The sequence below is a fragment of the Aeromonas veronii bv. veronii genome (genome assembly GCF_000820225.1).
In the GTDB taxonomy this organism is placed as follows: Bacteria; Pseudomonadota; Gammaproteobacteria; order Enterobacterales; family Aeromonadaceae; genus Aeromonas; species Aeromonas veronii.
Window position 1 is genome coordinate 158,891 of sequence record NZ_CDDK01000013.1, and the last position, 13,044, is coordinate 171,934.

At 53.0% G+C, this 13,044-nt stretch carries 13 protein-coding genes; 8 read left to right on the forward strand and 5 right to left on the reverse strand.

The window, feature by feature from the left end:
- On the reverse strand, nt 1-338 hold a 338-nt coding region (locus tag BN1139_RS21760), incomplete at its 3' end, for a LysR family transcriptional regulator (protein ID WP_041980259.1).
- A 177-nt stretch (nt 339-515) separates the two neighbouring features.
- On the opposite strand from BN1139_RS21760, the gene BN1139_RS05515 reads away from it, so the two are divergent.
- Nucleotides 516-1,778, forward strand: coding sequence for a cyanate transporter (locus BN1139_RS05515; RefSeq protein WP_005350836.1), 1,263 nt, complete (start codon nt 516-518; stop codon nt 1,776-1,778).
- A gap of 67 nt (nt 1,779-1,845) precedes the next feature.
- Here BN1139_RS05515 and rluF read toward each other — a convergent pair whose 3' ends face one another.
- Together rluF and BN1139_RS21855 are read right to left on the reverse strand one after the other, a co-directional pair.
- Nucleotides 1,846-2,862 (reverse strand): 23S rRNA pseudouridine(2604) synthase RluF, encoded by a 1,017-nt coding sequence (gene rluF, locus BN1139_RS05520; RefSeq protein ID WP_005350834.1) that lies wholly within the window; start codon nt 2,860-2,862, stop codon nt 1,846-1,848.
- The gene (locus BN1139_RS21855) at nt 2,852-2,974 is read right to left on the reverse strand and encodes a hypothetical protein (protein WP_005350832.1); all 123 of its coding nucleotides are present in this window, start codon (nt 2,972-2,974) and stop codon (nt 2,852-2,854) included. Before BN1139_RS21855 ends, rluF begins: the two co-directional genes overlap by 11 nt.
- 345 nt (nt 2,975-3,319) lie before the next feature.
- Between BN1139_RS21855 and BN1139_RS05525 the strand changes: the two genes are divergently transcribed.
- Complete coding sequence (locus tag BN1139_RS05525; protein WP_005350829.1) at nt 3,320-4,900, forward strand: alpha/beta hydrolase; 1,581 nt, start codon at nt 3,320-3,322, stop codon at nt 4,898-4,900.
- 221 nt (nt 4,901-5,121) lie between these two features.
- Here BN1139_RS05525 and BN1139_RS05530 read toward each other — a convergent pair whose 3' ends face one another.
- Nucleotides 5,122-5,490, reverse strand: coding sequence for a VOC family protein (locus BN1139_RS05530; RefSeq protein WP_005350814.1), 369 nt, complete (start codon nt 5,488-5,490; stop codon nt 5,122-5,124).
- Between the two features lie 532 nt (nt 5,491-6,022).
- On the opposite strand from BN1139_RS05530, the gene BN1139_RS20865 reads away from it, so the two are divergent.
- From BN1139_RS20865 to BN1139_RS20870, 3 genes are read left to right on the forward strand one after another with little or no spacing between them, the layout of a single operon-like run.
- Nucleotides 6,023-7,921 carry a hypothetical protein gene (locus BN1139_RS20865; RefSeq protein WP_005350810.1) on the forward strand — a complete coding sequence of 633 codons (1,899 nt, stop codon included), beginning with the start codon at nt 6,023-6,025 and terminating at the stop codon, nt 7,919-7,921.
- Nucleotides 7,918-8,745: a hypothetical protein gene (locus BN1139_RS05540; protein WP_005350807.1), complete on the forward strand. Its 828-nt coding sequence runs from the start codon at nt 7,918-7,920 to the stop codon at nt 8,743-8,745. The genes BN1139_RS20865 and BN1139_RS05540 overlap by 4 nt, the downstream gene beginning before the upstream one ends.
- A 3-nt stretch (nt 8,746-8,748) precedes the next feature.
- Complete coding sequence (locus BN1139_RS20870; RefSeq protein WP_005350805.1) at nt 8,749-9,510, forward strand: DUF6339 family protein; 762 nt, start codon at nt 8,749-8,751, stop codon at nt 9,508-9,510.
- Between the two features lie 77 nt (nt 9,511-9,587).
- On the opposite strand, the gene BN1139_RS20875 is transcribed toward BN1139_RS20870, so the two are convergent.
- Nucleotides 9,588-11,177 carry a DNA cytosine methyltransferase gene (locus BN1139_RS20875; protein WP_005350803.1) on the reverse strand — a complete coding sequence of 530 codons (1,590 nt, stop codon included), beginning with the start codon at nt 11,175-11,177 and terminating at the stop codon, nt 9,588-9,590.
- Between the two features lie 68 nt (nt 11,178-11,245).
- Between BN1139_RS20875 and BN1139_RS20880 the strand changes: the two genes are divergently transcribed.
- The 3 genes from BN1139_RS20880 (at nt 11,246) to rsxB (ending at nt 13,044) form a co-directional block, all read left to right on the forward strand.
- Nucleotides 11,246-11,695 carry a very short patch repair endonuclease gene (locus tag BN1139_RS20880; protein ID WP_005350801.1) on the forward strand — a complete coding sequence of 150 codons (450 nt, stop codon included), beginning with the start codon at nt 11,246-11,248 and terminating at the stop codon, nt 11,693-11,695.
- 186 nt (nt 11,696-11,881) lie between these two features.
- Complete coding sequence (gene rsxA, locus BN1139_RS05560) at nt 11,882-12,463, forward strand: electron transport complex subunit RsxA (RefSeq protein WP_005337600.1); 582 nt, start codon at nt 11,882-11,884, stop codon at nt 12,461-12,463.
- A gap of 2 nt (nt 12,464-12,465) precedes the next feature.
- Nucleotides 12,466-13,044 carry an electron transport complex subunit RsxB gene (gene rsxB / locus BN1139_RS05565; RefSeq protein ID WP_005350799.1) on the forward strand — a complete coding sequence of 193 codons (579 nt, stop codon included), beginning with the start codon at nt 12,466-12,468 and terminating at the stop codon, nt 13,042-13,044.

Sequence of the window (13,044 nt, forward strand, 5' to 3'; positions counted from 1 at the left end):
TCGCGGGCAAAGGCGGCCAGCACAGGGGTGATGGCGCCCGCGGCGAAATCCTCCGGCACCCCGAGGCTAAGCGCCACGCTCCCTTCCGTCACTTGTTCTTCGGCCTGTGCCAGCAGCGCCAGAATGCGGCGGGCCAGCCCCAGCAATTTTTCCCCCTCCGCCGTTGCGACCACCTGACGGCCAGCACGATCGAGCAGCGGGCAGCCAAGCTGCTGCTCAAGGCGGCGGATCTGCTGGCTGATGGTGGATTGGGTCAGATGGACCCGTTCACCGGCGCGGGTAAAGCTGCCGGTGTCGATAATGGCGACAAAACTGCGCAGTAACAGGGGATCCAGCATGGGGCGCTCCATTTATAAAACCACTGAACTCCATTCTACCATTTAATTTCCAAATGACTTTCGAGCCCGCTAGGCTGGCGTTTTTGCCTCCTTTAGACGGTGATCAGCCATGTTCAGCCCCGATGACTCCGCGTCCCGAATGCGCCCTGTTTCTCCCAGAACCGGAAACTGCACCCAATGAATCAACGAAATACGGATCAACCCGCAGGCCAGACCGCCCTGCTGGTGCTGGTGATCCTGATTGGCCTTAACCTGCGCCCCTTTCTCACCGCCATCGGCCCGCTGAGCGGCGAGATTGGCCGCACCCTGTCGCTGGGGATGGATACCCTCGCCTGGCTCACCCTGCTGCCGCTCTGGCTGATCGGGATTGGCGTGCTGCTCACCCCCAGCCTGCGTAGACGCACCAGTGCGCGCCAACTGCTGGGGGCCGCCCTGTTGCTGCTCGGCGTTGGCAGCGCTATGCGCTTCGATGCCCAAAGCGGTGCCTTGCTGATCGCCAGCGCTGCGCTGTGTGGATTGGGGTCGGCACTGGTGCAGGGGGTGCTGCCCGCCCTTATCAAGCAGGCCTTCGCCCACAAGGTGCCGCTGGTGATGGGGATCTTCTCTGCCTGCATGATGGGGGGCGGGGCGCTGGGGGCCAGTCTCACGCCACGGCTGGCGGCGAGCCTCGACTGGTCGCGGGCACTGGCGCTCTGGAGCCTGCCGGTGCTGCTGGCCCTCGTCTGGCTAGGGTGGAAAGTGCATCTGCCACGGGCCACGGCGGTCGCCATTCCCCACGGCGAGCGGCGGCTGATCACCTTGCCCCGCAGCTGGTTGCTGATCGTCTGCTTTGGCATCATCAACAGTGGCTACGGCATAGTTGTCGCATGGTTGGCCCCCGCCTATATGGCGCAAGGGTGGAGCGCCGCGCAGGCGGGCGAGCTGGTCGCCTGGCTGGCGCTGGCGCAGACCGCCAGCGGTCTCGGCTTGCCGCTGCTGGCGGCGCGCAAGATGGATCGGCGGCCGTGGATGGGCCTTGCCATCGCCATGCAGCTGGCGGGATTCGGCGGTCTCTGGCTGGCGCCAGCCAGTGCCCCGATTCTCTGGTGCATGCTGTGCGGTGCCGGTCTTGGCGGCAGCTTTTCGCTGATCATGGTGATTGCGCTCGATCACCTGCCCGACCCGCGCCGCGCGGGCACTCTGAGCGCCCTGATGCAGGGATTCGGTTTTATGCTGGCGGCCACCGGCCCCTGGGTGGCGGCGCGCCTCTATCACCTGTTCGGTGACTTTGCCGCCGCTTGGCAGTGGCAGCTGGGGGGATTGCTGCTGATGAGCCAGCTGGTGCTGCGTCTCGACCCGCGCCACTACCCTCGCGTCATGGGGTTACCGACCGCCAGCGAGCCGGCCTTTTCAGCGCCCCTCCCGGCCAGCACTGCGGCCCAAAGCAACACACCGGCCTGAGGCCGGTGTGTTGGGGATAACCGTGTTAGGGATGACAAGGTAGGCTGACGCCACTCAGGGGAGCAACTTAGCGCCCCTTCTTTTGCCGTCCGGTGTTAGCGGTGCGCGGCTTGCCAGCGGCCGGTTTGCCACCCTTGGGAGCCCCTTTGCCAGCGCCGCCCTTGTTGGCAGCACCTTTACCCGCACCGCCCTTGCCCACCGGCAGCTTCTTCTCGAAGGCTTCCGGGCCCGGCACATTGGGGCGACCACCAATCTCGTGATCGTCATCGCGGCGCGGCTTCTTGCCCTGCCCCGGTTTGGCGCTTTGCGCCGCAGGGGCCTTGGCAGCCTTGGGCTTGTCGCCTTTGGCCGGTTTCACCTCGGAGGAGGAGTCCTCAATCAGCTTGAACAGATCGATCAGCTCGTCGTCGGTGAGATCGCGCCACTCGCCCACCGGCAGCCCCTTGAGGCTGACGTTCATAATGCGGATGCGCTCCAGCTTGGTCACTTCAAAACCGAAGTGCTCGCACATGCGGCGGATCTGGCGGTTAAGCCCCTGCACTAGCGTGATGCGAAAGACGAACGGCGCCTCTTTCTTCACCTTGCACTTCTTGGTCACAGTACCGAGGATCGGCACCCCGGCCGCCATGCCGCGCACAAACTCGTCGGTCACCGGCTTGTCGACGGTCACCAGATACTCTTTCTCGTGATCGTTGCCCGCCCGCAGGATCTTGTTGACCAGATCGCCGTGGTTGGTGAGAAAAATCAGCCCCTGCGAATCCTTATCGAGCCGCCCGATGGGGAAGACCCGGGTGCTGTGGTTGACGAAATCGACGATGTTGTCCTTCTCGCCCGCCTCTGTGGTACTGACGATGCCCACCGGCTTGTTGAGGGCGATCAGCACCAGACTGTCCGCCTCGCGCGGCTCGATCACCTGACCGTTCACCTTGACCAGATCGCCAACCTGCACCTGATCACCGATCCCGGCCCGCTTGCCGTTGATAAAGACGTGGCCCTGCTCGATAAAGCGGTCGGCCTCGCGGCGCGAGCAGATACCGCTCTCGCTGATGTATTTGTTCAGGCGCATGGATTCGTTAGCCAGCATGAGTCACCTGCCACAGGGTCTGGGCCGCGCCCGGTTGTGCCATCGCCTGTTCCGGCTGCGCCGGAGAGGCTGTCTGCTGCATCAGCCAATTCACTACGTCAAAGTTCTGCATACCATTCCATCTTCAAAAAAGGCCAATGCCAGCTTATCCATCAAAAAACGCCGCTACAGTAGCATAATTGCCCCCTTTCAGGGGCAGATAGTTGCAAGATAGCAGCGCCCAAGCGGGCATCCGCGGACAAGTTCACGCCGCCGGATGGCCCGCGATGCAGCCTTTGAACAACCAGCCTGATGTAAGCGGCGGGGTCAGGCGCCCACAGCCAGCGCGGCCGAACGCCATCAACTATACATATCACCTTGTTTCCATTAGGCTTTAAGCCGATTGGCAGCACCTTGGATGCTGCGCCAAACTTGCCCGCCCAGAGGCGGCCCCACCCCTATCGCCAAGGATTGCACCATGCAGGCTCACACTCGCCGCCTTGTTCGCCGTGCTCTGCTAACCCTGTTGCTGCTGTTGCTGACCGCGTGGGCGGTGATCGCCTACTTCGCCTGGCAGGCTGCGCCGCTGCAGCTGTGGCACACAGTGGTGCCCCCCGAACTCAGTGCCGATGAGCTCGACAGCAGCGACTGGCAAGCCTATCTGACCCGCGAAGCAGAGCTGTTCGAGCTGGTGGCCACCGAGGTGGTCGCCAAGACACCGCCGGAGCAGCAACTGGCCAGCAATCGCTACTATCAGGACGCCCCCATCAATCCCGCCCGCTTTCAGCAGAACTGGAACCGCTCCTACCTGCTGCGCCCCGAGGGGGAAGTCAAAGGGGTGGCGGTGCTGCTGCACGGCCTGACCGACTCCCCCTACAGCCTGCGCCATCTGGCCAGACGCTATCAGCAGCAGGGCTTTATCGCGCTGGGGCTGCGGATCCCCGGCCACGGCACCGTGCCCGCTGGCCTCGTGGATGTGGATTGGGAGACCTGGCTGGCCGCCACCCGACTGGCGGTGCGGGAGGCCAGATTGCTGGCACCGGGCAAGCGGCCGCTGCATCTGGTGGGCTTTTCCAACGGCGGCGCGCTGGCGGTGAAATATGCGCTCGATGCGCTGGCCGACCCAAGCGGCACACTGGCAAAACCGGATCGGCTGGTGCTGATCTCCCCGATGATCGGGGTGACCCGCTTTGCCCGCTTCGCCGGGCTCAAGGCCGTGCCTGCCCTGCTGCCCGCCTTTGCCAACGCCGCCTGGCTCGACACCATGCCGGAGTTCAACCCGTTCAAGTACAACTCGTTTCCGGTCAACGGGGCGCGCCAGTCCTATCGCCTGACCCACGCCATCCAGCAGCAAGTGCGCCAGCTGGCCGCCAGTGGCGAGCTGGCGGCGTTTCCCCCCGCCCTCACCTTCCAGTCGGTGATGGACTACACCGTCAGCACCCGCTCCATCATTGCCGATCTCTACCACTACCTGCCGGCCAACGGCAGCGAACTGGTGCTGTTTGATATCAACCGCAGCACCCTGTTTGGCCCGCTGATGAGCTCGGCCTCCGAGCTGGCGCTGCACCGCTTGCTGCCAAACGCCCCCGGGCACTATCGCCTCACCGTGGTGGGCAATATGGACCCCGCCTCCCCCGCAACCCAGGCCAGAACGCTGGCCACCGCCGATCAGCCTGAGCAGCTCCGCCCGCTGGGTATCGATTATCCCAAGGAGATCTACTCCCTCTCCCATGTGGCGCTCCCCTTCCCGATGGACGACCCCCTCTATGGCATGGCGGCGCGCCCGCAGCAGCGGGAGCAATACGGCATCAATCTCGGTGGTCTGGCCCTGCGTGGCGAGCGCGGCGTGCTGATCGTCAACCCCGGCGCCCTCACCCGCACCTCCTCCAACCCCTTCTACCCCTATCTGCAGCAGCGGGTGATGGAGACCCTCACCGCCCCTCCCATGGCCCGGTCTGCCGCCGTAACCCCAGCCAGCAGCGGTCAACCTGATGCGGCCTATCAGGCAGAAGTGGAGCGGTTTTTACAGGAGAGCGACGAGAGCAGCGCGCCTTTCTAGGGCGTGTGTGGCGAATCGGCGAAGCTGCGCGGACACTTGGCGCGATAGCGATACGAGAAAGGGGCCGTCAATTGACGGCCCCTTTCTGTTGCTGATGGCGATGGGAGTGATGGCTTGGTGGGCTCAGGGATAGATGCTCACTTCTATCAGATTCTGATCCGGGTCGAGGAAGTAGAATGATTCTGATAGGTGTTGCACCGTCAGGCGCCGCGCCAACCCTGTCAGGGATAGATGCTCACTTCTATCAGGTTCTGATCCGGGTCGAGGAAGTAAACTGATTCTATCGGCCCACAGGCACCGCTTTTGGTCACCGGCCCCTCGACAATCTCCACCCCGTGGCAGGTAAGCTGGGCCATCACCTGCTCCAGCGGCCAGCGGGTGATAAGGCAGACATCCCCCGACCCCACCTGCGCTCGGTTACGAGGCTCCTGCCCCAACAGTTGCAAGTTGATCTTCTGGTTGCCAAATCCCACCGCCCGGCGCCCCGCACCGAAGGTAATGGCCTCCATATTGAGCACCGAACTGTAAAAGGCCACGGCCCGTTCGATATCGCTGACCGTCAATACCAGATGGTCGATATGGCTGATCATGGTTACCTCCTGGTGACGCCGACAAGGCGGTCAATTGCAACAACACTTGAGATGACAGCATACCGATACGGCAGGCGACGGGCAAAAAATGGTATCTAGATCCAGTTATTTTAATAAAGAGTTACCAAATTTCCTTCGTTGAAAAATTTCGACGTATATAGGAATACGAGATAATTCATCTTGCCTTTACAAAAACCACTGGATACCATTTAAGGATTTTATAACTATTTCAAAGTACCTTCTTATATATTTGCGATCCATCTTAGAGTTTCTGAGAAATGTATGTAAATCATGGAAAATCCATACAACTTTTCTGGCCGTGTGAAAATCACATGAACAACGTTGAACAGCTAGTTGGCTCCCCATCCAACCGTAGCAATTACAGATTCGCCAATGACCAAGTGAAGAAAGTAACAAAAGTCGCGAGACGAGACGAAGCCACAACTCACTTAAACGATACAGAAAATGCATCGGGTAGTGACTTCAAGAAGCAAGTCGCTTGCACCTCACAATCCTAGGGGGTATCCCATAAATGACCGTTCCAGAACTTGAATTCCTGAAAAATGAAGCCGGTGAAGAAGAAGGACTTTCCGACGCAGGTATCGAAACCTTCCGCGATGATCCATATGCAAGCTGTGCCAGAGAGGCTGGTCAAAACTCACGCGATGCTGGCCTTGATGGCAAGCCAGTCCGAATGACGTTCGATTTGAAACAGGAAGATATTGCAAATATCCCTTTTCATGCATCACTTGCGAGAACCTTGAACTGCTGCAGCAGCCAAGCTCATGCAGAGAAAGAAAAGGAGTTTTTCAAAAATGCGTGTGCCGTAATGTCCAGAGATACATTACCAATTTTGAGAATATCCGACTTCAATACGAAGGGACTTATAGGACCTCCAGAGAAAAGTGGAACGGCATTTCACTCATTGCTGAAGTCATCAGGAGTAAGCAAAAAAGACAGCGAAACCTCAGGAGGGTCTTACGGAATAGGGAAAAATGCAAATTTTGCAGTTTCAGACCTGCAAACAGTTATGTATTCGACACTTTATGTTGGAGAAGATAATGAGCATCATTTTGCAGCACAAGGTAAGGTAAAGCTAGTATCTCATACTGACGGGAACAACGTTCATAGGCGTGCTATAGGGTACTGGGGATTCTCTGATAACTTCCGAGCCATTACCAACGCCTCTCAAGTTCCAGCATGGATGCAACGTTCAGATGTTGGAACTTCTATATTTTGTGTCGGATTTCGCGAGTCGGAAGACTGGGCTGAACGGATGGCATTCTCGCTTGTTTCCAATTTTTTTGTAGCTATTCAAAATGAAGACATGGAATTCGAGGTAGATTCTGGAAAAATAAAAATAAACAGCAATACCCTTGAGGAATTATTATCGAATGATGCTATTGAAGAAACAGCTGATAGATCTGGGCACTCTTCCGAGTTGGAATTTGCACGTCAACTATACAAATGTCTAGTTGCGGAAACTGCTACAGAAGAAATCATTGATATCCCTAACTTGGGAAAAATGAAAGTCCGGATACTAATGGAAGTTGGCATGCCGCGACGGGTTGGATTTGTTCGAAATGGCATGCTTATTACCGATAACCTCAGGAATTTTGGCCATGTTCTTGCAAGGTTCAATGGCGCAGATTTCATCGCGTTGGTAGAACCCAATGATGATTCCGCAAGCAAGGTTCTTAAAAAGCTGGAGAATCCTGCGCACAATGCTTTTTCTGCAGAACGTATATCTGACCCTGAAGGGCGACGTACTACGGAAAAAGCAATGCGTAAATTGGGTGAAAAATTACGAAACATAATTAAATCATACACAACCATACCAGTTCAGGACTCATTAACACTAGATGAGTTGGGAGAGTTATTTTCTTACAAGGGAACATCAGATACAGAACCAGATCCCAACAGTGAGAACGATCCTGAAAAATACACATATTCAGCAGCTCATGTTAATACCAGAAAAAATAGTACTTATCGCCATAATGTTAAAGATGACGGGCAGAATGGCAGGCACAAAGCACGTAATAGCACAACATCCAATGGAGGAAGCAGCTCTCAACCAATATCTAAAGGAGCTGAAGATACTGATAGATCGGATATGCATACCGCATTAAATCTATTGGATGTAAGGAACCGTATAGCCCCTGATGATAAAGGCATAGCTAAGTCAAGAACGTTATACTTTAGTTCTCCTGTCACGGGGAAAATTGAGTTGATATTACAAGCAACAGGTGTCAATACCCCTGAGAGCTTACATCCAGTAAACGCAAACGGTGCATCTATCAATAATAAAAAACTTTTACTTGATGTAAAAGAGGGGACAAGAAACTCCATTTATGTCGAGTTTGATGAACCTTATGATGGCCCCATTGAAATTTACGCCAGAAAAATCTCCAGCATGGGAGAAACAAAATGAGGATAACTGAAAATACTAGATTTCCACACCCAGTGCTCGGGCTTGATAGCGGTGACTTTGTCGCTGGGGAATTTAGCATACAAATACAAGTCAAAGAAGATCGGTCTGCAGGTACAGTGACTTTGGAGCATGCAATCACTCTAACTGAACCAGCAATTCGAGCTCTAGTTGAGAGTAATCAAGCATCGGTTGGATGCATAATAAAATGTGCTGATACCTTCTTCAGCGATCTCAAAAAAATGACTTGGTCAACCGGGATAACAGATTTCCCTCCAGATCAATTACTTAATCAGGTTACTTTTCGCCCAATCGTTTGGTTGAAAAAAGACTTGGATAATTGGGATCCTGGTACGATCAATTCTGAGTTCTCCCCTCCTATATCTCTCAAGAAGAGCGATATTATTGCAATTGGTAATGAGTTAATGATAAGCGTCGGGCAAGCGAAGCTGACACCTATTGAGAGTATTTTCGAGCTTGTTAAGTCAGAAAGGATTCCCGATGGAGAGTTACAGGTAGACATATCTGGATCCTGTATTGGTTTACTTGTCTCAGAAAAAACATTTCAGACTCTTAGTGAGCTGAGATTACAGTCACACTCGAAAGATATATTGATGAGTTCGATATATCTTCCTGCGGTAATGGAGGTTCTAGACATACTCCGTAATGACAGCAAGGAATATGAATTTCAGCGCTGGTACCAGCCATTTCTTGCCAAGTGTCATGCAAAGGGTATCGACATAGAATCAAACCATTCAATTCTTGAAGCAGCACAATGTCTTTTGGAACATCCAATATCTCATCTTGGAAAAATTGCAGAGGAATAAAAAATGTCTTATGTGCCTCTTAAATATTTATCACAAAGTGTTTTAGACTCACTTGGTAATGATATCTCATCTAATCGAGAAAGGTACATTAGCGGGGACTTTTCAGACCTTGCCAAGGAGAATGGATGGGAAATAAAAAGCAATACAGTAAATGTTGATCTAGATGCACTAAATGAACTCAATGGCACTAAAAGTACCGCTGAAGCTGACATCAGAAACTCCCTGATTGTTTACAAGTCCTTACAAGGTATGACCCCGGCATTAGCAAGAGAAGAACGTTTATGGGTTAGACTGACTCATGTTGAATGCTTGCAATATAGCAGAGCTAGATGGATAAAAAATGTTAATGACGAAGCCTTGGATAACACCGTAAAAAAGCATTTTTTTGCCAGAGGACGTACCGGTGTTCGTGATGATAATGCAATATCTAGATTATGGTGGAATATGCATGTCGCAACAATCGCAAATCCAGAATCCCCAGAAAGTGCACTTCAACTAATACTCAAAACTGCCGATATTCGTCAGGCTATTGTAGAGCGACCAAATATTGCATCGCGAAAACACCTTGCTCAGGCAATAGTGCGTGCAATGGATGCTATTCCTTGGCTAACTTCCTCTGAAGTTATTTTTCGTGAATTCATGAAAGAAATGAATAGGGACGCTGGCGGTATTTTATTTGAGGCGATATCAGCCTCTGAGGCTGATTGTATCCTTAGAAAATATGCCTCACGGGTTAAATTTAATTTAGAGAATTCGGAAAAATAATTTCATTTTAAAGGCGAAGCAAGTAGGCACCTTATAACTTGCTTCGCCTTTTTATTCTACTGACCACACTACATAGTTTATTTATGATGGTTGTGTTTTGATAATATAATATTTAAAACCAGTTTCGCTATTTTATTTGCTAGCAACGGCGGCACTGCATTACCAACTTGATGATACTGCTGTGTCCTCCCCCCTTGGAAGAAATAGTTGTCAGGAAATGTCTGCAAGCGGGCGGCTTCTCTCACTGTCAGACTGCGACATTGCCTTGGATCGTAGTGAATAAAGTAATGCCCATCCTTAGAAATATGACTGGTGATTGTTGTTGATGGTGCATCAGCCAGCTGCACTCTGAATCTGTCAGAAAAATTGCCAGACTCCCAATTTTTATGATCCGGAGCCAATCCTGGCAGACAAAAATCTGTATGGCCTTTTGGTGAACGACCATATTCTTCAGCAAAACATGCCGCAAAACCATAACGGGCCAAATCATCAATACGATGCCCTCTGGTTTCATGATTCAACCATACCTTAAGCTTGGGATCCGAATACCATTTCTCTAACTTGTAATTACCAATAAAAACGGACTTTTCATCTTTTTCAAGACGCAATGAACCAGGATGGCTTGCCTCAAGAGTTTCAGCCACTGCGGACAATTTATTGGCAAGAGGCTTTATATGTTCAGCCCCCAGTGGAGCATTCAGGGCAAGCTCCATCAATTGATCATTAACAGAAGAAACCCAATTTTCATAAGAGTCTTCCTGCTTGCTCAACTTGCTTCTCAAGACAGGTAGATCACCTATTACTTGTTTTACCGTGATGGGTTCTTCTTGTGACAATTTCGGCAATTCAGTCAATATGCGATCATCCCGAATACCTAGCAAAATCACTCGGTGACGAGCTTGTGGGATGCCATACTCCTCTGATTTAATTATGAACTTTCTTGCATCAATTGCTTTGGGGTCATCGCCATCTCTGAATACCTCGTCGCTAACCAGTGACACAATCTGGTAACGCAAATCATCATCAGAAACATCCAATGCAGCATTGGGGTTTGCCAGATCTCGAAGTATCTGATGGAAAATAAAATCCCCATTTATTTTTGAAGATAGGATACCTTTGACATTCTCCATGACAAATATATCTGGCCTGTTTCTTTGAATAATCCGCAGATACTCTTTGTATAAAAAATGTCGATGGTCTTCTTCCGGTTTGTAATCGGATTTGCCCTTGTTTCTGGAACGCCCTGCAAGGGAGTATGCTTGGCAGGGAGGCCCACCAATCAACACCCATGGCTGGGATTCGTTTCTGTTTTCAAGCGCCTTGGTTATTGCCTGATCAAGTCGTTGATTGCCAGATTCACTGCCGATCTCCAGACACATGGCTTCCAAACCAGCCTTCTCCCAGAGGTCATTAGTCTTTTCCGTGTAAGGTTGGTCAGCGTCACCATTGCAATACTGGTAGTAATCTTGGAGGCAATCTCGCCGATGATTCTTGAGCAGACGATAAAAGGAGCGAAGTCTCAAGGTTTCACGTGCTATTGGGTCCTTCTCCGCGGAAACCCTAATCTCGAATGCCTTGCCATCGTTGAGAGATGAAAACCCCTCACCCAAACCACCAGGACCGGCAAACAAATCGACTACGGGGATGGATGATGAAAAAATGCTCATTGGTAATTACTGTGTTTTTGATCAGGCCATAAAGATACCAGGAAGCTTGCCAAGCAGGAAGCAAAAGCATGGATGTTGTCGATACAGCAACCCGTTCAGCCATGATGGCTGGCATAAAAAGCAAAAACACACGCCCTGAGCTGACACTGCGCAGATATCTTCATGGATTGGGATTTCGTTTTCGAGTGCATGTCAAAGAGCTTCCCGGCAAACCTGATATCGTTCTTCCCCGCTACCGGCTCTGCATTTTCGTTCATGGCTGTTTTTGGCATCGCCATCCGGGCTGCCGCTTTGCTGCAACCCCCAAAAGCAATACCGAGTTCTGGCTGCAGAAATTTGCGGCCAATACCGAGCGTGATGAACTGGTTGAAAAACAGCTGCATGAAGCTGGCTGGCGAGTGTTCAGGATTTGGGAGTGCGGACTCAAAAATGCCGATTTTCAGACATTGGGCTGGCTGCCAGAACGGATCAGAGGAACAACTTCTTTTCTTGACTGGCCTGAGTTCGAAACCCTCTGAGTACCCTCTAGTCATGGTGCTCATGCGAACAGCTTGCCAAACTGCCTCAATCTTGCCCAAAACCCCGGCTAAATTATCCAGTTGCATAATAACCATGCGGCCTTGCGGTTGTTTAACTGGCCCTAACGTCAGATAATACCGCCCGCCTTCAACCCCCGATAACCCGACTTTCAGTGACGGTAATTGATGACTGAGTACCTGCTTTTATTGATCGGCACCGTGCTGGTTAACAACTTCGTGCTGGTGAAATTCCTCGGCCTCTGCCCCTTTATGGGGGTCTCCGGCAAGCTGGAAACCGCCATCGGCATGGGGCTGGCGACCACCTTCGTGATGACCCTCGCCAGTGCCAGCTCCTATCTGGTGGAGCACTATATCCTGCTGCCGCTGGATATCGCCTATCTGCGTACCCTCGCCTTTATTCTGGTGATCGCCGTGGTGGTGCAGTTTACCGAGATGGTGGTGCGCAAGAGCAGCCCGACCCTCTATCGCCTGCTGGGGATCTTCCTGCCCCTCATCACCACCAACTGCGCGGTGCTCGGGGTGGCGCTGCTGAGCATCAATGAGCGACACGACTTTATCCAGAGCGTGATCTACGGCTTTGGCGCCGCCACCGGCTTCTCGCTGGTGTTGATCCTGTTTGCCGCCATGCGCGAGCGTCTGGTCGCCGCCGATGTGCCCGCGCCGTTTCGCGGGGTATCGATTGCCATGATCACCGCCGGTCTGATGTCGCTGGCCTTTATGGGCTTTACCGGCCTTATCAAGATATAACCATGATCCATATTCTCTTTGCCATTCTGGTGCTCACCCTGCTGGCGCTGGCGTTCGGGATTATCCTGGGCTTTGCCGCCGTCAAGTTTCATGTGGAAGCAGACCCCATCGTCGATCAGCTCGATGCCCTGCTGCCCCAGACCCAGTGTGGCCAGTGCGGCTATCCCGGCTGCAAACCCTACGCCGAGGCGCTCGCCAACGGCGATCAGATCAACAAGTGCGTGCCCGGTGGCGAGGCCACCATGCGCAAGATTGCCGATCTGATGGGGGTCGAGCCCCAGCCACTGGGTGGCAGTGACGAGGCCGCCGTGCCAGTCAAGAAGGTCGCCTTTATCCACGAAGATCAGTGCATCGGCTGTACCAAGTGCATTCAGGCCTGCCCGGTGGATGCCATCGTCGGCGCCACCAAGGCGATGCATACCGTGATTGCCAACGAGTGCACCGGTTGCGATCTCTGTGTCGATCCCTGCCCGACCGACTGCATCGAGATGATCCCGGTGCCCACCACGGTCGATAACTGGAAGTGGGATCTCAATAACGTGCATGTTCCGGGCAAGATTCCGGTCAAGATAGTGGAATAA